At 44.5% G+C, this 21186-nt stretch carries 15 protein-coding genes; 9 read left to right on the top strand and 6 right to left on the bottom strand.

Going from position 1 to position 21186, the window contains the following annotated elements; genetic code table 11:
* Positions 1 to 116 precede the first annotated feature (116 nt).
* Positions 117 to 1022, bottom strand: coding sequence for a DNA-binding transcriptional regulator OxyR (gene oxyR, locus ABZA00_RS08780; protein WP_372881782.1), 906 nt, complete (start codon positions 1020 to 1022; stop codon positions 117 to 119).
* 178 nt (positions 1023 to 1200) lie between these two features.
* On the opposite strand from oxyR, the gene trmH reads away from it, so the two are divergent.
* The 6 genes from trmH (at position 1201) to ABZA00_RS08750 (ending at position 10002) form a co-directional block, all read left to right on the top strand.
* Positions 1201 to 1890, top strand: a complete 690-nt coding sequence (trmH, locus tag ABZA00_RS08775; RefSeq protein WP_372881781.1) for a tRNA (guanosine(18)-2'-O)-methyltransferase TrmH — start codon at positions 1201 to 1203, stop codon at positions 1888 to 1890.
* A 14-nt stretch (positions 1891 to 1904) separates the two neighbouring features.
* On the top strand, positions 1905 to 3338 hold the full coding sequence (locus tag ABZA00_RS08770) for a DUF2868 domain-containing protein (protein WP_372881780.1): 1434 nt from the start codon (positions 1905 to 1907) through the stop codon (positions 3336 to 3338).
* Positions 3328 to 4713, top strand: coding sequence for a GTPase/DUF3482 domain-containing protein (locus ABZA00_RS08765; protein WP_372881779.1), 1386 nt, complete (start codon positions 3328 to 3330; stop codon positions 4711 to 4713). The genes ABZA00_RS08770 and ABZA00_RS08765 overlap by 11 nt, the downstream gene beginning before the upstream one ends.
* A 273-nt stretch (positions 4714 to 4986) precedes the next feature.
* Positions 4987 to 6237 carry a hypothetical protein gene (locus ABZA00_RS08760; protein ID WP_372881778.1) on the top strand — a complete coding sequence of 417 codons (1251 nt, stop codon included), beginning with the start codon at positions 4987 to 4989 and terminating at the stop codon, positions 6235 to 6237.
* 482 nt (positions 6238 to 6719) lie between these two features.
* Complete coding sequence (gene recG / locus ABZA00_RS08755; RefSeq protein ID WP_372881777.1) at positions 6720 to 8792, top strand: ATP-dependent DNA helicase RecG; 2073 nt, start codon at positions 6720 to 6722, stop codon at positions 8790 to 8792.
* Between the two features lie 4 nt (positions 8793 to 8796).
* A complete protein-coding gene (locus ABZA00_RS08750) occupies positions 8797 to 10002 on the top strand; it encodes a hypothetical protein (protein WP_372881776.1) in 1206 nt (401 codons plus the stop codon).
* 46 nt (positions 10003 to 10048) lie between these two features.
* Here ABZA00_RS08750 and glnG read toward each other — a convergent pair whose 3' ends face one another.
* The 5 genes from glnG to glnA all read right to left on the bottom strand — a co-directional run bounded on the left by glnG (position 10049) and on the right by glnA (position 17257).
* Positions 10049 to 11449 carry a nitrogen regulation protein NR(I) gene (gene glnG, locus ABZA00_RS08745; protein ID WP_372881775.1) on the bottom strand — a complete coding sequence of 467 codons (1401 nt, stop codon included), beginning with the start codon at positions 11447 to 11449 and terminating at the stop codon, positions 10049 to 10051.
* Between the two features lie 81 nt (positions 11450 to 11530).
* Positions 11531 to 12601 (bottom strand): nitrogen regulation protein NR(II), encoded by a 1071-nt coding sequence (gene glnL, locus ABZA00_RS08740; protein WP_372881774.1) that lies wholly within the window; start codon positions 12599 to 12601, stop codon positions 11531 to 11533.
* Positions 12602 to 12612: 11 nt separating this feature from the next.
* Complete coding sequence (locus tag ABZA00_RS08735; protein WP_372881773.1) at positions 12613 to 13167, bottom strand: DUF4124 domain-containing protein; 555 nt, start codon at positions 13165 to 13167, stop codon at positions 12613 to 12615.
* Between the two features lie 284 nt (positions 13168 to 13451).
* Entirely contained in the window at positions 13452 to 15626 is a 2175-nt protein-coding gene (locus ABZA00_RS08730) for a glutamine synthetase III (protein ID WP_372881772.1), read from the bottom strand.
* A gap of 212 nt (positions 15627 to 15838) precedes the next feature.
* The gene (gene glnA, locus ABZA00_RS08725; protein WP_372881771.1) at positions 15839 to 17257 is read right to left on the bottom strand and encodes a glutamate--ammonia ligase; all 1419 of its coding nucleotides are present in this window, start codon (positions 17255 to 17257) and stop codon (positions 15839 to 15841) included.
* A 409-nt stretch (positions 17258 to 17666) separates the two neighbouring features.
* On the opposite strand from glnA, the gene typA reads away from it, so the two are divergent.
* From typA to dtd, 3 genes are all read left to right on the top strand, one after another.
* A complete protein-coding gene (gene typA, locus ABZA00_RS08720) occupies positions 17667 to 19490 on the top strand; it encodes a translational GTPase TypA (RefSeq protein ID WP_372881770.1) in 1824 nt (607 codons plus the stop codon).
* A 207-nt stretch (positions 19491 to 19697) separates the two neighbouring features.
* Complete coding sequence (locus ABZA00_RS08715) at positions 19698 to 20579, top strand: virulence factor BrkB family protein (protein WP_372881769.1); 882 nt, start codon at positions 19698 to 19700, stop codon at positions 20577 to 20579.
* Positions 20576 to 21013, top strand: coding sequence for a D-aminoacyl-tRNA deacylase (gene dtd, locus ABZA00_RS08710; protein ID WP_372881768.1), 438 nt, complete (start codon positions 20576 to 20578; stop codon positions 21011 to 21013). The genes ABZA00_RS08715 and dtd overlap by 4 nt, the downstream gene beginning before the upstream one ends.
* Positions 21014 to 21186 lie beyond the last annotated feature (173 nt).

Here is a 21186-nt window from a genome sequence, read left to right as displayed (position 1 = left end):
GCTGACCGCTGACCGCTGACCGCTGACCGCTGACCGCTGACCGCTGACCGCTGACCGCTGACCGCTGACCGCTGACCGCTGACCGCTGACCGCTGACCGCTGACCGCTGACCGCCGTTATCTATACTGCTTCAACTTCTTCTCCACCGTCGCGCTGACCAGTTTTGCTAATTGCGCAAAACAGGCTTTGCGCACGCTGTTTTTACGACATAATAAACTGATATCCCGGTAAGGCTGTGGCGCTTTAAAGGGAATGTACTTGATACCGTCCTGATGCCTGTTTGCAGGAATAGCCAGTTGCGGCAATAGGGTCATACTGTTTTCAGCACCTATCATATGCCGTAAGGTCTCCAAACTGGTGGCCTGAAAGCTGCCATCTTCTACTGCACCGGCAGCAAAACAGAAGCCTAATGCCTGATCCCTTAAGCAATGACCATCTTCGAGCATTAAAACATGTTCACCACGCAGCTTGGGAAGCGCAATATCGGTTTCTTTTGTCCATGGGTGTGAATCAGCTATGGCTAATTCCAAAGGCTCCTGATAAAGCGGGTATTCACCAAAGGACTCCATGCCGGGCAGCACGGCCAGTATCACACAATCAAGTTCTCCTGCTTCCAGCTGTTTCATTAAAACATGGGTTTGCTTTTCATGCAGATATAAAGACAACTCCGGAAAATGGGTCTTTATCGCCGGAATGATCAAAGGTAGCAGGTAAGGTGCAACGGTCGGGATAAGGCCGATATGCAATGTTCCCTGCATCGGTTCATTGTAACTTTTGGCCAGCTCTTTTAATGATTTCGCTTCTAATAAAATGGTTTTTGCTTTTGCGACAATGTCCAGTCCGGCTTGAGTAAAAAGCACCTTGCGCGGGGAACGCTCCATCAATTGCACCCCCAATTCATCTTCCAGTTTACGTATCTGCCCGCTCAGCGTTGGCTGACTGACAAAACATTTTTCCGCTGCTTTGCGGAAGTGTTTTAACTCTTCCAGTGCGACTAAATATTCTAAATCCCTAAAATTCATAATGGTAAACCTTGTATAAAATAAATAGTTATCATTCCTGCCAGTCGTGAAGACAAATCATGTTGTCAATAAATATAATGGTAACTTGGTCTGCGCTGATATGATGATATTTTTGTATGTTGTTATTATGTATAATAGCGTCAATATTATTTTATCATATTTATTCAAAGAGAGTTTTATGTCGCCCGAACGCTTCGCCCGTATCACCCAAATGTTAAACCGCCGCCAGCCAGAACTTACTGTTTGTTTAGAGCAGGTGCATAAACCACATAATTTAGCCGCTATTGTGCGCACGGCTGATGCGGTTGGAGTCAGTGATGTACATGCAACATGGGAAGATCGGGCGATGCGTCTTTCGGGGAAAAGTGCAACGGGCAGTCAGAACTGGGTAACCGTGCATTCCCACGAAACGACCAGTGATGCCATTGCAGCTTTACGGGCACAAGGGATGCAGATTATCGCTACTAACTTGTCCGATAGTGCCATTGATTTTCGTGAGGTAGATTACACTAAACCCACGGCCATTCTGATGGGGCAGGAAAAACACGGTATCAGTGAGGAAGCTTTAGCATTGGCCGATCAGGATGTTATTATCCCGATGGTCGGTATGTGCCAGTCGCTTAATGTTTCGGTTGCCTCCGCGCTTATTTTATATGAAGCGCAAAGACAGCGTGAAATTGCCGGTATGTATGACGGTGAATGCCGTTTACCAGAGCAGGAAGTACAGCGTATTTTATTTGAAGGCGGACATCCAATCTTCACAAAATTATGCAAAGAGAAAAATCTGCCTTACCCCCCTCTGGACGCAGAAGGGCAAATTGATGCCGATCCATCCTGGTGGGCGGCGGTGCGCAGCTCAACAAAATAGAAGTGAGTTTTTGAGTGGGATTATTTGAGCAACGGATTTTAGCTGAAGCGCTGCGCACAATTGAAGGTGATCAGCCGGTGTTATGCACTTCCGTCCCGGCGGAGCAATCAACAAACTTTGAGCAGGCAGTGCTGCAGCGTGCAGAAAATGTGAATGCAGAGCTAAATATTTCGCCGTTGCTGTTGCACTTCAAACGCCTTACTTCTCATCTTTTCGGGCTTTTTTCTTTGCTCCTGCTTGCTCTCGGGGCGAGTACAGTACAACAGCTTTTTTTTACCAAGCCGGGCGGCGAAATTAATTTTTTCTGGGCATTTGCACTGTTTTTCCTGCCTAATTTATTGTCGCTATTGTTGTGGCTGCTGTTTTTCTTTCAATCAATAAAGTTCGATAACGGTTGGTTAGCACGCAGTTGTCTGTTTGTTTTGAAAAAAACAGATAAATACTTTAACAAGGAATTGATTAAAGAAAGCAATTATTGGCCTTTATTCGGTTATTATTTTAAGCTTTATTTCGGTGCAGCATTGGGCCGTTATCAGCTGTCTTTTTTTTCGCACCTGCTATGGCTTAGTTATTTCGGCGGTGCTCTGCTGATGCTGCTGGTGATGCTGGCAACACACCAGGTTGATTTTGTCTGGCAGACCAGTATTTTATCAGCGCAGAGCTTTCAGTGGTTAACCGAGCTGCTTGCTTATATTCCCAACCTGATCGGTCTTCCCGTGCCCGACAGCGAACAGATACAGCATGCTAATATTGGCGGCGTAACGCTGTTGGCAGATGCTGAAAATGCGCGTCTGGCCTGGTCAAGTTTATTGATCAGCAGTCTGTTTATTTATGGTTTGATACCAAGGCTATTATTGATGCTGTGGATGAAACTGCTGCTAAACATAAAGACTAACAAATACCAGTTAAATTTCAGTATTCCCTATTATGTGCAGCTACGGCAAATATTAAAACCGCCTGTTACCCTGATTGTTGATCCCGATAATAGTGCGGCTAATAACCCAAGCAGCATCTCCTATGAAAAGCAGGGCAGTGCCTTACCTGATGTTTTTTTTCCCGTTGCCCTGGAGTTATCGGATACACAGCTTACTCAGGTCGCGAAACATATCAAGCTTGTTAGTCCGGCAAAGCTGCACTTAATGCAGCATGTGAGCGATTATCAAAGTCAGCAAAAGTTAGATAGCACGATCAACACGGTTAAAGAGCCGGCGATTGTTATCTATGTTGCCCTGCAGCGGGTACCGGACAGAGGGGTACAGCGTTTTCTTAAATCCCTAACAGCAAAAAGCACAAAAACCTGTTATTTATTGTTGGTTAATGATTTAAAAATAGAGCCAGCGCAACAGATCACACGGCGCGATGCATGGTATTCACTTGCGGCGCAAGTGAATATCCCTTTAGATAATATCATCCAGCTGGACAGCCTAAGTGAACAAAATGAAGCATAACGGACTCTCAGTGGCCGTTGTCGGCCATGCCAATGCAGGCAAAACCTCTTTAATCCGCACCCTGCTGCGCAACCCGGATTTTGGTGAGGTCGCTGATCAGGCCGGTACAACGCGCCACGTTGAGGGTGGTGTTGTCAGCATTGACGGTAGTGCCGATTTGACCCTTTTTGATACTCCCGGATTGGAAGATTCGATCAGCCTGTTTGCTATTTTAGACGGATATTTTAAGGGGCGATCGGTCGATGGTATTGAGCGGCTGCACTATTTTCTCGCGCATTTGACGGATTATCCGGAGCTCGAACAGGAAGCTAAGGTATTAAGAGCGTTATTAACTAATGATCTGATCTTTTATGTGATTGATCTGCGTGAACCTATTCTGGGCAAATACCGGGATGAGCTGCAGATTTTATCCTATGCGGCTAAGCCCATTATTCCGGTTTTGAACTTTACCCGGGCAGGTCATGACAATATAGGCTTATGGAAACAACAGTTAGCACGCTTGAATTTTCATGCTTATGTTAGTTTTGATAATGTTAATTTTCAATTTTCAGATGAACTGAAAATATATCAGAAAATGCAGACCCTATTGGCTGACAAAGAGAAGGTGCTGCAGAGCTTAATAGAGCAGCGTCAGCAGCAGTGGTTTGAACGTTTTGCTCATGCCAAGCAGATGGTTGCGGATCTCTTTATTGACTGTGCCTGTGCACGTTTTAAAACCCAGGATAGTGCTGAGGCGATTGAGCAGACAACCACTAAGCTGCAGGATAAGGTGCGCCAATTGGAAGCTGGCTGCGTCAAACAGCTGTTAAGCCTTTATCAATTTCGCCAACAGGATTTAAGCAACAATGAACTGCCTATTAAACACGGGCAATGGGAACTGGATCTTTTCTCAGCAGAAAACCTGCAGGAGTTTGGTATTAAATTAACCGGTAATATCGCCAAAGGGGCCGGTCTGGGTGTGACCATAGATCTTGTTACCGGAGGCATGACCCTGGGCGCTGCTGCTTTAACGGGAGGAATCGCCGGCGCATTATGGGGGGTTAAACAACGTTATTTTGATGAGATTGAAGCAAAAATCACCGGAGCCCGTTATATCTGCTTAAACGAGCAGACTATGCAGGTATTATGGTTAAGGCAACTGAAACTGTTAGAGCTTCTGCAGAGAAGAGGGCATGCGAGTGTTAGCAAAATTGATTATCAAGTTAGTCACTCTGATAATCAATTACCTAAAAGCTGGGGTAAATGGTTACGTCAATTACGTAATAACCCCAACTGGTCTCGATTGAATAACAAAAATAGTGAATTGGATGACCCTAAACGTGAATCTTTGCTTGCTGAGGTTTGCGAATTTATGGTTGATAATAGCGGTGATTAGGTGAAACCCTTCTATACAGAAATACTATATGCCGCTCTAGCGACTAAATAGTTAAAAAGGGCTGACTGCTATTGGTCGTCGGCAAAGTTAAAGCCGAGTGCTCCGAAATATAAACAACGTCCAACTGCGCAGAACTTTAGCGCACACTTTTTGTCCAATAAGCAAACTGTTCCTCTGTTATAACAATAGCAAACAGGTAAATAGATGATCTTATTTTAAGCGCACAAGTGATTAGATATTTACCCTGGGGCTATAAATTAGCTGGATATAAAAATGCGTCTACCGATCATTCCTGAGTTGCGTTCAACCTTGTTGTTAGTTAGTGCTCTGTTGGCTCTTGCTTTTTTCTCTTCGCCCGGCTTTGCGGGAAAAGGTGATAAAACCTATCAACTCGAATATAGGGTTGTGCTGCAGCCGCTTACAGACAGTGCCCGCGTCACTATTCACATATCCGATGGCGGATTGCTTAACAGTGTTGACTTCAATATCGATCCACAGCGCTATAGCGATATCAAAGCCGACGGCAAGGTCAGCATTAAGGATGGTCGTGCTGTTTGGGAACCCCCGGAGGGGGCGGTAAAATTTGAGTTCACGGCGAAAATCAGCAGCAAACGAGACAACGGTAAATACGATGCACGCATCACCGAGGACTGGGCCATCTTCCGTGGAGACAACCTGATTCCGGCGGCTGCCGTCAAAGCGGTAAAGGGAGCGACCTCAGAGGCTCGCCTGAATTTTCAACTGCCGAGCGGCTGGAGCCATGTTGATACGGGTTGGCCCCGCGACAAAAATGGTAGCTTTATTATCGATAATCCGCAGCGCAATTTCGATCGTCCGGTAGGGTGGATCATTGCAGGCAAAGTCGGGACGCGTCGCGATTTTATCAGTGGAACCGAGATCTCTGTCGCTGCACCGAGGGGCAGCGCTTTACAGCGCATGGATGTACTGGCTTTTTTCAACTTTGTCTGGCCGCAAGTAGAGCGCACCTTCCACAAGTTACCCCCCAAGCTGCTGATCGTTGGCGCCGGTGACCCGATGTGGCGCGGTGGTTTATCGGCGTCGAACTCGCTGTTTCTGCACGCCGACCGGCCCCTCGTCAGCGAAAACGGGACCAGTTCCCTGCTGCACGAATTAGTCCATGTTATTACCCGTATTAGCGCGGAAAATAATGCCGACTGGATTGTCGAAGGATTGGCCGAATACTATTCAATAGAACTGCTCTACCGCTCCGGCGGCATGACCGACGCGCGTTACCAAAAAGTGCGCAGGTGGTTAATCAACTGGAGCAAGAAGGTAACAACCTTACGTGTCAAACGCTCCTCAGGCCCGACAACCGCCAGAGCGGTGGTTCTTTTGCAGGATCTGGATAGAGAAATCCGTGAGCGGACGGGCAATCAGCGATCTCTGGATGACGTTACCAGAGAGTTAATGCAGGTAGGAAAGGTATCATTGAAGATCCTGCGCAGTAGCGCGGAAGGATTAGCCGGCGGTAAGTTAGCAACACTGGAGTCTGAACTGTTATAGGCTTATACCAATTGGATTAATTAAATGATCTGTTTAGGCGTCAGGAAAAATAAATGAAAGCGAGGCATTGATTGCAGTAACTGTTCTAATTGCAAAATCAATAACGAAGCTAGCATTTATTTTAACAAGCATAAATGATCAGATAATTAATCTGATTGGTATTAGTAGACACATACCCATGTTGCCTCTTATTCTGAACTCCGGGTTGAGTCCGGATAAAATAACCTGAAGTATTGTGGAGATAGAAGCAAATCCATTAATTATCGAGTTGCTTATCCATAGCTTAAGCTAAATAACAAAACACCGCTTGAAAAGCATAAATGCATTGCCATCGCGCTGATACATAATGTAAATATATCCAAACTCCCTGCTTGCCGATGCCTGCATCTTCAGGTAGCTTGAGTATAATAATCAGAGCTTATGCTGAATAATACCAAGCAGACATGATTGTCGCTACGTTGTCTAATCGTCCGGGGTTGTAAATGAAACTAGAAAAAATTCCACTAACAGCACTCAAGGGAGTGGGAATTAAGGTTGCGGAGAAGCTGGCAAAAATCGGTTTGCATAGTGTTTCAGACCTGCTTTTTCATCTGCCGTTACATTATCAGGATCGCACCCGGATTTATCCTATTTCTGACTTAAAAGACGGCATGCAGGTGACGGTGCAGGGCAGAATAATAAGCTGTAATGTACAAGTTGGGAAAAGACGTATCTTAAAATGTACAATAAGTGATGATAGCGGTAGTGCCACGCTTAATTTTTTCCATTTTAATGCCGGCCAAAAAAACAGTTTTGTCGAAGGGGCTTTGATCAAATGTTTTGGTGAGTTTCGCCGCGGTTATCAGGGCTTTGAGGTGACTCACCCTGATTATCGCCTGCTCAATTCTGTTAGCCAGCAACAGGTTGAGGAGACCTTGACACCCGTTTACCCGACGACCGAGGGCTTAAAACAAAACAGTCTGCGTAATTTAACCGATCAGGCTTTAGCGCACCTGCAGCAGAATCAGATCCGCGAATTATTGCCTACTCATTTATTGGCTCATCCAATTAGTTTGTCCGATGCGCTTTTTTATATCCATCGTCCGCCTCCCGATGCCTGTATCGGGCAATTGGAATCTAAAACCCACCCTGCCCAGCAGCGTCTGATTGTGGAAGAGTTATTAGCTCAGCAAATCAGCATGTTGTCGTTACGCTTAAGTGCACAGCAGCATCAGTCAGTAGCGCTTAAAGAAACCGGGGAGTTACAGACAAAGCTATTACAAAGCCTGCCATTTTCGCTGACTAATGCGCAGCAAAGAGTGACTCGAGAGGTTCAGCAGGATCTGCAGCAAAACATCCCGATGATGCGTCTGGTGCAGGGGGACGTCGGCTCAGGTAAAACTCTGGTGGCGGCTCTGGCGGCTTTAAGCGCTATTGAAGCGGGTTATCAGGTGGCATTGATGGCACCGACTGAACTATTGGCTGAGCAGCATCTGCTTAACTTTCAAAAATGGTTTGCCCCGCTGGGGGTGCCTGTGGGCATGCTTTGTGGAAAAATGCGCGTTAAAGAAAAACGCAATCAGCTGGAAAATATCACCTTAGGTCTGTCTAAAATGGTGGTCGGAACACATGCGCTCTTTCAGGAGAGTGTCCAGTTTAATAATTTAGCCCTTATTATTGTCGATGAACAGCACCGCTTTGGTGTGCATCAGCGTTTGGCGCTGCGGGAAAAAGGGCGATTAGAAGACTTTGCTCCGCATCAGTTAACCATGACGGCAACTCCTATCCCAAGAACGCTGGCGATGACCGCTTATGCGGATCTTAATGTTTCGGTTATTGATGAACTGCCGCCGGGGCGAACGCCGATTAAAACTGTTGCACTGGTGGATAGCCGCCGTGATGAGGTGATCCAGCGGGTCTATCACTCCTGTAAAAATGAAGGGCGGCAGGCATACTGGGTGTGTACCCTGATTGAAGAGTCCGAAGTTTTAGAGTGTCAGGCGGCAGAAGAAACAGCGAACGGCCTGCAGTTAGCCTTGCCGGATCTGCGTATCGGGCTGGTGCACGGGCGGATGAAAGCCATTGAAAAACAATATGTGATGGATCATTTTAAAGATGGGCAGTTGGATCTGCTTGTTGCAACAACGGTGATTGAAGTCGGAGTGGATGTACCTAATGCCAGTCTGATGATTATTGAAAACCCGGAGCGTCTGGGGCTGGCACAATTACATCAGCTGCGCGGGCGGGTGGGGCGTGGTGATATTGCCAGCCATTGTGTGTTACTTTATAAACATCCGCTTTCCAAAACCGGGCAAAGACGCCTGCAGGTTTTACGTGAAAGTAATGACGGTTTTTATATCGCCGAACAGGATCTTGCCATTCGCGGACCGGGAGAGGTTCTGGGGGTAAAACAGACCGGGGTTGCGGATTTTAAAATAGCGGATTTATTACGCGATCAAAGCTTATTGCCACAAACGCAGCAGTTAGCATTTACCGTGATGCACTCCTTCCCTGAGTTAATTGAACCGCTTATCAAGCGCTGGTTGGGCGATAAAGGGCAATATGTTCATGCCTAGCGTCATGAAAAAGAGACTCAAACGATTTTTTATCCTGTTAACCGGATTATCTCTTTTATTCTTCATCTCCCTGATGGTGTTTATCCGCTTTTTTGATATTAACCAATATGCAAATTGGATCAGCAGGCAGATTAGCGAATCATCTGGTTACCAGATTAGTTTTCAATCTATTGATCAGGATTTAGTCGACAATGGCGGTTTTTCTGTTAACGGTATTTCACTGTTTATTGAACAGGCTGAAGTGCTGCAGATCGCACAGCTCAGGGTAAAAATAAAGAGCATTGATCTGTGGAACAGAGAGTTGGAAATTGCAGAGATTGAAATTTCCAGCCCGAATATAGAGCTGGATCAGTCAGGATTGAATACGTTAATGGCGGCAGAAAAGGGTGATTCAGCAGCCGATAAGGACAAATTAAAAATAACCGTGCTGCCCTGGCAGAAGCTGCACATAAATCAATTGCGGGTAGTCGATCTGAATGCAGAGATTCATCAGGCGGGGCACAAGATACAACTGCAGCAGGCTGATTTAAAGGTAAATAATCTGAATATCATCACGGATAATCAGGTTCAGGCGGATTTGCTGCAGGGCAGGCTCGCGGCGCTCATACAAGGTATTGAGCTTGATTTAGCCGATTTGCCAAAGCTAAATATCAGCGATAGCCAGTTGGATTTAAGCATAGATAAAAATGCAGTGGTTGTAGAGAGGTTAGATGCTTATGTTTTTGCTGGACAGTTAAGGTTACAGGCGCAGGTTTTATTAACCTTTGACCCGACTGTTTCGACGCTACCGGCGGTCAAGTCAGTCACCATCGACTCATTATTATTAAAAGATATGAACTTGCTTATCCCGCCTGCAGAGAATTTTCCTACTGCGGCGCAAAGCGGACAGAATACACAACCATTAATGCTGCCCTTAGAAACGCTTTTTATCAAACAGGCGCAGACAGAGAATCTCAATATTCGTAGCGACAATTCCCGAATTCCTTTAACAGTAAACAAGTTAAGTGGTTCTGTACAAGCGTTTTATGTGATCCAAAACAACCAGCTGACGGATCTGTATGGTGATAGCAATCAGGATGCTTTATTTGCTATAAGGTTCGCTTTATTACGCTGGTGGGATAGCGAGATGGAGGGCTTTGCAGCTACCGGCAGCCTCAATCAGGACAATCCCTCTTTGTTGCTGCTGCAGGAGCATTTTAAAACACCGTAAATAGGAGTATTACCCCGCTTAGCGCCTGGCAAGCGGGATCTTTTATTTATTGAATATTAAACTCTTTCAATTTACGGGTCAGGGTATTTCTTCCCCAGCCTAGTAATTTAGCGGCTTCCTGCCTTTTACCCTGGGTAAATTCTAATGCGGCCTGAAGCATAATTTGTTCTATTTCGGGCATGGCATTGGCAAGTATATTGTCTTTTCCCTGTTTTAATTCGCTTAACGTCCAATCCCGTAACTGTTTCTGCCAGGCTGGATTTTCTTGATTATCTGCCTGCGTTTCCTGAGTGATTAATTCCGGCGGCAAATCGGAAATATGGATCTCCTGTCCGCTGGTCATCACCGTTACCCAGCGGCATATATTTTCCAATTGGCGAACGTTGCCGGGCCAGGGTAACTGGCTTAAATATTCGCTGGTTTCCTGAGTGAGTTGTTTACTTTTGACATTTAGCTCTTTGCCGATATGGTTCAAAAAATGCCGGGCTAATAAACTGATGTCTTCACGGCGCTCTTTTAATGGGGGTAATTGGATACGAATAACGTTCAAACGATGAAAAAGGTCTTCACGGAAATCACCTGATTGTACTTTCTGCTCTAAATTCTGATGGGTTGCTGCGATAATACGCACATCAACTTTTATCCCCTGATGACCACCAACACGGTAGAACTGACCATCAGCTAATACGCGTAATAAGCGGGTTTGAACATCTAAGGGCATATCACCTATTTCATCCAAAAAAAGTGTTCCGCCATCGGCCTGTTCAAAACGCCCCTGACGATTTGCCGCTGCACCGGTAAATGAACCTTTTTCATGACCAAACAGCTCAGCTTCAATCAGCTCTTTCGGGATGGCGGCCATATTTAAGGCAATAAAGGTTTTATCTTTACGCGGACTATGCTTATGCAGAGCGTGGGCAACTAGCTCTTTACCGGTTCCGGATTGGCCGTTAATTAATACGCTCATGCTGGAGCGCGATAAACGCCCGATAACGCGGAAAACTTCCTGCATTGCCGGTGCTTCACCAATAATTTCAGGTGTTGCAAGCATTTCTTCCGGAGATTTTTTCTTTTGTTTTAATTCTCTGCTATGGCTGATTGCCCTTTGAATTAGCGCCGTCGCTTCATGAATATCAAAGGGTTTTGGTAAGTATTCAAATGCACCGCTTTGATAGGCATTAACTGCACTGTCGAGATCGCTGTGCGCGGTCATTATTATGATCGGAATTGAGGGAAAACGTTCATGAATGCGTTCCATTAACTCCAAACCATTAATGCCCGGCATACGTACATCTGAAATAATAACCTCGGGCTGCTCTATTTGCAGCTGCTGCCATAAACTTTCGCCATCAGGGAAACTGGTATGGTCTATATTCTCAGCTTTTAATGTACGCTCTAAAACCCAACGAATAGCGTGGTCATCATCCACAATCCAAGCTGAAGCCATTATTATTTTTCCTTTTCTGCAATGTTAAGTGTTTAATGCTTGCCTCAATCAAATCGCAAGTCTTATTTTATTATTTTTAAATCAGATGGTTAATGGCAAATAGATAACAAATTCAGTATAACCTTCTCTGCTGTGGCACTCGATTCGGCCTCTGTGCTGTTTAATCAGCTCCTGCGCAATGGACAGCCCCAAACCGGTGCCGTCACTGCGTCCTGTCACCATAGGGTAGAACAGGGTGCTTTTTAGATGCTCTGGAATTCCCGGGCCATTATCAATAATTTTAATTTCCGCAGTCAGGCGTTGTAATACACCATTAATAATGACCTGGTGAGCCGTGCGGGTTTTTAAGATTATTTTTGATTTCCTGTCAGGCAGGGTATTCAACGCCTGTATTGCATTTTGAACAATATTTAGCAAAGCTTGCTGCAGTTGATCCGGCTGCATTTCAAAATCCGGAATGCTCGGATCATAATCAATTTTGATGCGGATATTCTCCGGCAGATCCATGTTGACCAATTTACGGACCTTTTCCAGCACGGAATGTAAATTATGTTCGCCACGTTGTCCGGGGGTCTGCGGACCTAACAAACGGTTAACCAGTGTAGTTAAGCGATCTGCCTGCTCAATAATAATTTGGGTAAACTCTTTCAACTCAGGATCGGGTAACTCACTTTCTAATAATTGCGCGGCACCGCGTAATCCGCCAAGTGGGTTTTTTATTTCATGGGCGAGTCCGCGGACCAAATCTTTGGCAGCTTTCTGCTGGTGTTCCTGATAATGAAACTGACTAATCTTACGCTGCTGCTCAATACAGTGCATCTCGATGATCACATAATCTTTATTTTCAAAGTTTAAATAGGTCGCACTTATCGCCACCAAAACCGGGTGACTATCAATAAATAGCGTTGTTTCACTTTCAGTAAAAGCATTTTTATGGGTAAAAATATTTTCAATATAAGTAGGGTTGAAGTGATAATGGCTGGCCAGTTGTTGGAGGTTTTGCTGAGAAAGGCGCTGTCTGCTTTGTGATAATAAAATCTCACTGGCAGGATTGGCATAGATGAGTGTTAACTCTGCATTGACAATGACAAATGCGGTATTTGCTTCTTCAAGGATGGCCAGTGCCAATGAATTTGCTTGATTATTTAACATTTCAGCCTTATTTATCTGACGGACGCTCTTTGTAAGTGGATGGTAACCACTTGTGTCAGCGCCACTATATTACCTTGCTCATCCAGTAATTGAACCTGGATCTGGTGCGTACCCCGTTCAATATTCGAGGCGCGTATTGTTGACGAAATTTGCGGGCTACCCAGAGGTCTGCCATCTAAAACCAGTTGTAACTTATGCGTGGCTTTTTTTTCAGGCACGGTTTGAACCTGGATATTAATAGTGCCATCATTACTGCGCAGCGGGCTGTCATCCGCAGGTGAAGTAATGGTTGCCCGGTATTTAACCAGAGACTCCTGCAGTGCTTCAGCAACCGATGCGGTCTCTTCTAATGCAGCCGCTTCTGTCGCGGTGTCCGGTGCATTACTGTTTATATTGACCACATTACCATTATCTAAATGGATCTCTTCTGTGCCGGGAGTTGCTGTATCGGCATAATGTATTTTTCCATCGGCATCAATCCAGTGATAAATTTTGCTCTCTGCTGATGTATTGATTGAAGAAAATAGAAAAATTAACGCTGCTAAACTTAATAGAGTTTTTTTCATAATAATAAGCCTTTGAATTGGGAGGTTCAATTGTGGTTCAGGATATTCATTAAGGCAATAAAAACCGTATATTAGTGCAGATTTTTCCCTTCAAAGTGTGAAGCATTTGAAAAATGTTAATGCCACCCGTTTAATGAAATTTAAGCGGGGATTTCGTTGTTAATGTTAATAATAAGACTCACTTTATATGCATCGCAAGTGAGGCTTATTCTTAACACTTCTTTAATACCCAAGCAGTTTGGGTATAGGGTAAACAGGCGAGCCTGTTTACCCCTGATGGAAAACTATTTGATAAATAGCATTTCCTGGTATTTAGGTAGTGGCCATAATTCATCGGCAACTAAACCTTCAAGAGCATCTGCATGTTGACGAACTTGATCCATCAAGCCGCGGATAACATCAGCGCAGAAACGCATGTGTGCTTCAGTGTCAGCAAAGTCATGAGTAGCAAGCGCTTCATTTAGTTTAGCAACAGCAGCCATCATCGCATTTGTTTCTGCAGCGATTGCAGCTGCAACTGAATTATCAAGTTGAATACCTAAGTTAGCGATTGATGAAGAAGTTAAGCCTAATTCTGACAAGTAGCTGGTTGCAGCAGGGTAGATTCTGGTAGTCGCCAGATCAACCACTAATTTAGCTTCAACTTCGAGAGAAAGAATATATTGCTCAGCATAAACTTCGTAACGACTTTCCAACTCAACCGGAGATAATACTTTGGTATTTTTGAACAGATCAATAACATACTGTTCACGTAATGCAGGCAGTGCATCAGCAGTGGTTGGCAGATTTTTCAGGCCGCGCTCTTCAACCGCCATTTTGTGCCATTCTTCAGAGTAACCGTCACCGCCGAATACAACGTTGCCGTGTTGTTCCATCAGCTCTTTTAATACAGAGATAGCAGCGACAGCTTTATCTTCTGATTGTCCTAAAGCAGCTTCCAGTTTCTCGGCAATCCAGTTTAATGAATCAGCAAGCATCGTATTCATAGCAACTAAGGGACCGGAAACGGATTGAGATGAACCAACTGCACGGAACTCAAAACGGTTACCAGTGAAAGCAAATGGCGATGTTCTGTTACGGTCACCCGGATCACGTTCAAAGTGCAGGATTTGCGATAAACCAAGGTCCATTAAACCACCTTCGGCAGTGTTTAACAGCTTACCCTCTTTGATATCATTAAATAACCCTTCTAATTGATCACCTAAATAAACAGAAAGAATTGCCGGTGGCGCCTCATTGGCACCTAAACGGTGATCGTTAGAAGCTGAAGCAATGACCGCACGTAATAATGGACCGAATTTATGTACACCACGAATTACCGCACCACAGAATAGCAGGAAGTTAAGGTTATCATGGGGTGTCTTACCCGGATCTAACAAGTTACCCTGGGTGCTGTTACCAACTGACCAGTTAACGTGTTTGCCTGAGCCGTTGATTCCTGCAAATGGTTTTTCATGTAATAAACACAGGAAACCATGTTTTTTCGCAGTACTCTTCATAACAGTCATCATCAGTTGCTGATGATCTGCGGCAACGTTTGCTGCTTCGTAGTAAGGGGCAATTTCAAACTGACCCGGTGCTACTTCGTTATGATGTGTTTTAGCCGGAATACCTAAACGGTAGAGCTGATCTTCAAAGTCCTGCATGAATACCTGAACACGTTCAGGGATTGCACCAAAATAGTGATCATCGAACTGCTGGCCTTTTGCTGCAGGAGCACCGAATAAAGTTCGGCCTGCTAATAACAGATCCGGACGGGCATTAGCGAAATGCTCATCTACCAGGAAATATTCCTGCTCTGCACCGCAGCTTGAGTTAAGCGTCGCGATTTCAGTTTCACCCATTAATGTCAGTACTTTTTGTGCTGCACTGTTCATTGCTGAATTGGCACGCAGAAGGGGGATTTTTTTATCCAGTGCTTCACCAGTCCAAGACATAAATACACTTGGGATCATTAATGTAGCGCCGTTAGGCGTATGCATAATGTAGGCAGGGCTGGTTGGATCCCATGCTGTATAACCACGCGCAGCGTTAGTCATACGCAGGCTACCGTTAGGGAAAGAAGAACCGTCCGGTTCACCTTTAATTAACAGGCTGCCGGTAAATTCAGTAATAGCACCGCCGTCAGAATTGGTAATAATAAAACCGTCATGTTTTTCAGCGGTGATATTGGTCATCGGGTAAAATACGTGGGAATAGAATTTAACCCCTTTGCTTAGCGCCCAATCTTTCATTGCTGCCGCAACGATATCAGCTGTAGCCGCACTTAAAGGCTCTCCAGTTTGGACCGTCTTTTTAATCGCTTTAAAGGCATTTTTTGATAATGCTTCTTCCATTTTTTGCAGGTTAAAAACATCTGTAGCCCAAATTTTGCTTAACGGCTCAGGTGTATTGACCGATTTTGGTGCACGATTAACAATTTGCTCAATAGCTTTAAGACGGGTTTGGTTTCCACTCATGTGGGGCTCCTTTGCTTGTAAAGTATGGGCTGCACGGTGACAGCTGATTTACTATTAATTTCACAATATAAAACACTGCTGAAAGTTAAGCAATAACTGTGCCAAATTGTTATTTGTTGTGCTTGAGGTAAAAAAAAGGATCGCATTAAGCGATCCTTTTTGCCCCCCGTAGGTCTTAAAGATTACAGTCGGGGATGGAGGTTAAAGAGCAATTATACGCTGTAGTAAAGCTCAAACTCTTTTGGATGTGTTGCGCGGGAAACGGCTTCACATTCAGCTGTTTTCAGTGCGATGTAGGCATCGATTGATTCATTAGAGAAAACCCCGCCTTCGATTAAGAAGTCACGGTCAGCATCCAACGCGGCTAGTGCTTCTTCAAAAGAAACAGCTACTTGTGGAATTGCATCCGCTTCTTCTTTAGGAAGGTCGTAAAGATCTTTATCCAGTGAATCGCCAGGGTGGATTTTGTTTTTGATACCGTCAAGACCGGCCATTAACATGGCTGAAAAACCTAAGTACGGGTTCATCGTTGGATCCGGGAAACGTACTTCGATACGCGCAGCTTTCGCTGATGGTACTACCGGAATACGGATAGATGCACTGCGGTTACCAGCAGAGTATGCCAGCATTACAGGTGCTTCAAAATGCGGTACTAAACGCTTGTAAGAGTTAGTTGAGGCATTGGTAAATGCATTAAGTGCTTTAGCATGCTTGATGATACCGCCGATGTAATAAAGCGCCAGTTCAGAAAGACCGCCGTACTGGTCGCCTGAGAAAAGGTTAACACCGTCTTTACCAAGAGACTGGTGACAGTGGTTACCTGAGCCGTTATCACCGATAAGAGGCTTAGGCATAAAGGTCGCCGTTTGACCGTATGCGTGAGCAACGTTGTGTACTACATATTTGTAAATTTGGATTTCATCTGCTTTTTTGACCATGGTATTGAAACGGCAGGCGATCTCATTTTGACCGGCAGTCGCCACTTCATGGTGATGCGCTTCAACAACCAGCCCCATCTCTTCCATAATTAAACACATTGCACTACGGATGTTTTGCGCAGAATCCACAGGGGCTACAGGGAAGTAACCGCCTTTAACGCTAGGGCGGTGACCGGTGTTGCCCTCTTCATATTCAGTACCTGAGTTCCATGCTGCTTCTTTCGCATCAATTGCGAAGAATGAACCCTGCATGTTGTTACCGTATTTCACATCATCAAATAGGAAAAACTCCGGCTCAGGACCAAATAAAACCGTGTCGGCAATACCTGTTGAACGCATGTATGCTTCGGCGCGTTTAGCAACAGAACGGGGATCACGCTCATAACCAAGCATGGTTTTAGGCTCTAAAACGTCACAACGCAGATTAAGTGTTGCATCATCTGTAAACGGGTCAAGCACTGCTGTTGTCGGGTCCGGCATTAAGACCATGTCTGAGTCCTGGATGCCTTTCCAGCCCGCAATTGACGAGCCATCAAACATTTTACCATCTTCGAAAAAGTCTTCGTTTACTTGATGATGCGGAATAGAAACGTGCTGTTCTTTACCACGAGTATCAGTAAAGCGTAAATCTACGAATTTTACATCTTGTTCTTTAATTAAATTAAGAACGTCTTGTGCTGTGTTTAAAGACATGTTTAGAACCTCAATTGACATTTAAATGGTGGATAACCATAAACAAAATTATTGAACTACTCAAGCAGGCTAAAATTGTGCCAACCTGACGATATTCGATTATATATAGGTTTTTGCTTAAAACGAGAGAAATATTCCCCTTTTCCTGCGCCATGTTGGTGCGAGTTCGCCCTATATTGGTGCGCGTATGTTTCGGGTTGCTTAAATAGATAATTTAATCCCCTTAAAGTGCCATTAAAAGCGAATAATACTGCTCTTATGTTAATTGTGACGGAGTTAAAACTTTCTATTTTTCAAATTACGGTTACAATGTGCGCATATAATACCAATTAGATAAATATAGTGTGAAATAGCGCTAGGTTTACCTAATTGGTATTTTTTCATACTACTGTTACTTTTGAGGCACGTCATGTCGTTAGAAAAATTAAGAAATATTGCCATTATTGCTCACGTTGACCATGGTAAAACTACCCTTGTTGATAAATTATTAGAGCAATCTGGAACGTTAGATTCACGCGGTGGCTCTGAAGTGCGCGTTATGGATTCCAATGATTTAGAGAAAGAGCGCGGCATTACTATTCTTGCTAAAAATACAGCTATCGTTTGGAATGACTACCACATCAATATCGTAGATACTCCTGGACACGCCGACTTTGGTGGTGAAGTAGAGCGTATTATGTCAATGGTAGACAGTGTATGTTTAATCGTAGACGCCGTTGACGGTCCGATGCCGCAAACACGTTTTGTGACACAAAAAGCATTCGCTTACGGTCTTAAGCCGATTGTAGTCATCAACAAAATTGATAAACCGGGTGCGCGTCCTGAGTGGGTAATGGATCAGGTATTTGATCTTTTCGATAACTTAGGTGCAACTGATGAGCAGTTAGACTTCCAGGTGGTTTATGCATCAGCATTAAACGGCTGGGCAAGTACTGATATGGATGTACAGACCGAAAACATGGAAGATTTATTCCAGACTATCGTTGACAGTGTATCTCCCCCGGATGCGGATCGCGATGGCGATTTCCAAATGCAGATTTCTCAACTTGACTACAACTCTTATGTTGGTGTTATTGGCGTTGGTCGTATTACCCGTGGTAGCGTAAAAGTAAACCAGCAAGTGACAGTCGTTGGTGCTGACGGTAAACAGCGTAAAGGGAAAGTTGGTCAGGTATTAGGTTACTTAGGTCTTGAGCGTCATGATGTTGAGCTTGCAGAAGCGGGTGACATTATTGCCATCAGCGGTTTAGGCGAACTGAAAATTTCTGATACCATCTGTGCACAAACCAATGTTGAAGCACTACCGCCATTAAGTGTTGATGAACCAACTGTTACCATGACATTCCAGGTAAACACTTCACCATTCTGTGGTAAAGAAGGTAAGTTTGTTACATCACGTAATATACTTGATCGTTTACAAAAAGAGCTGGTACATAACGTTGCTCTTAAAGTAGAAGAAACTGAAAACCCGGATCAATTTAAAGTATCAGGACGTGGTGAATTACATTTAGGTATTTTAATTGAGAATATGCGTCGTGAAGGTTACGAATTGGCGGTATCTCGTCCTGAAGTTATCGAACGTATGATCGATGGCCAATTACATGAGCCGATGGAAACGCTAACCGTTGATGTTGAAGAGGCGCATCAGGGCTCAGTAATGGAACAGTTAGGCATCCGTAAAGCGGAAATGACTAATATGACACCGGATGGTAAAGGCCGTGTCCGTTTAGACTTTATGATTCCAAGCCGTGGTCTTATCGGCTTCCAAACTGAATTTATGACCCTGACTTCCGGTTCTGGTCTGTTATATCATAGCTTTGATCATTACGGTCCTCATAAGGGCGGTACTATCGGTCAGCGTCAAAATGGTGTATTGATTTCTAACGCAACGGGTAAAGCGGTTACTTACTCTTTATTCTTCTTACAGGATCGTGGTCGTCTGTTCCTTGGTCATGGCGCTGAAGTATATGAAGGTCAGATTATCGGTATTCATAACCGTGCTAACGATTTAACCGTGAACTGTGTACGTGGTAAACAGCTAACTAACGTCCGTGCTTCCGGTACAGATGAAGCGCAAACACTGTCACCTGAAATTGTTTTAACACTGGAGCAGGCGCTTGAGTTTATTGATGTTGATGAACTGGTTGAAGTAACACCGAAAAGCATTCGTATCCGTAAGAAACTACTTACAGAAAATGAACGTAAACGTGCTTCACGTCCGGCAAAATCATAAAAAGAAGGCTGAAAGGTCATAGGGTTGGAGAGCCGGAAGGCTTGTTAGTTTCCCGCCTCATGGCATTCTAGCCTTTAAATTTCTTTTTTCCTATGCTGAAGCGCGGAAATCAGGAATAAAGATCAAGGTCTTACTTAGGTAAGGCCTTTTTTTTGCCTGCACTTTCGGTTTATAGTAAAGCGAGAATCACAATCAGGGATGATAAAAATGTCAACACTCGGCAAAGGGATCGTTGCGGCTAAAATTAAACTGCTGTACCAGTACCTATTATTTATTTGGCAGCGCAGTGAAGAAGATAATATTAAAGTTCCCGCGGGGCACCTCGCTTACGTGACGCTGTTATCAGTCGTGCCTCTGCTCGCGGTGGTCTTTTCCCTGTTATCTGCCTTTCCAGTTTTTTCGGAATTAAAACAGGTATTTGAAGATCTTATTTATAATAACCTTGTTCCCACTTCCGGCGATGCAATTAAAATGCATATTACCGGATTTATTGAAAACACTAAAAAAATGAGCATGATGGGGATGGGCTCGCTGATTGTTATTGCGTTGTTATTAATATCGACCATAGATCAAACCATTAACCGCATCTGGCGCTGCACCAATAAACGCTCGAAAGTACATGCGTTCACTATTTACTGGACTATTTTAAGTCTTGGCCCGGTCATTATCGCGGGCAGTGTCCTGTTAAGCTCTTATCTTTTTGCTATTCTGCAGGAGCACGGATCTTTATCATTCGGGCAGCGCTTATTAGGCTTAATGCCGTTTATCTTAACCTGGTTAACCTTTGCCGGTGTGTACACATTGGTTCCGCATCAGAGGGTGCGTTTTCGTTACGCATTAATCGGCGCTTTTATTGCTGCGATTCTTTTTTCCATCGGTACGGATCTGTTTAAGTTATACATCACTAATTTTCCTTCTCAGCAGCTAATATATGGTGCACTGGCGGTGATCCCAATTCTCTTTGTATGGACCTATTACAGCTGGCTGATTATTTTAATAGGTGCTGAAGTCACCGCGACGCTGGAAGAGTTTCTACACCAGCATAAAGATAAAAAACCAGCGGAAGAATATCTGGGAGCTGACATATGATTGCGCTAATACAACGGGTTACCCAAGCCAGGGTAGAGATCGCCGGGGAGAGTGTTGCTGAGATTGGGGCGGGCTTATTGGTTTTATTGGGTGTGGAAAAAGGCGATGACGATAAAAAATGTCAACGTCTGGCAGAGCGGGTACTGAGTTACCGGGTGTTTGCCGATAGCGACGATAAAATGAACCTTAATGTCCGGCAGGCGGGCGGTAAACTGCTGGTCGTTTCACAATTTACCTTAGCGGCAGAAACCAATAAAGGTAACCGCCCGGGGTTTTCTAATGGTGCTTTGCCCGTTGAAGCAAATCGACTTTATGAACTGTTTAATGAAAATTGTCGTGCGGCAGGTATTAATGTTGAAACCGGGGTGTTTGCGGCGGATATGCAGGTTTCATCAAGCAACGATGGACCGGTTACATTTTGGCTGCAGGTTTAATCTCTGTTTTTGAGTATATTATCCAGATGACTTAGGGGCTTATATGGACTCCCGCCGTATGTCAAAAAGAAATTACAAACAAAGTTAGATGCTGGCTTATATACGGGCTCAAGTTGAGGAGCTACCTCTGGCCTCTCATATGTTTTCGCACCTTCATGACTTTTCTGTTGAGC

The organism is Psychromonas sp. (assembly GCF_041586535.1).
Classification (GTDB): domain Bacteria; phylum Pseudomonadota; class Gammaproteobacteria; order Enterobacterales; family Psychromonadaceae; genus Psychromonas.
Note: the sequence above shows the minus strand (reverse complement) of the source record. Positions and strands in the feature narration are given on the sequence as shown.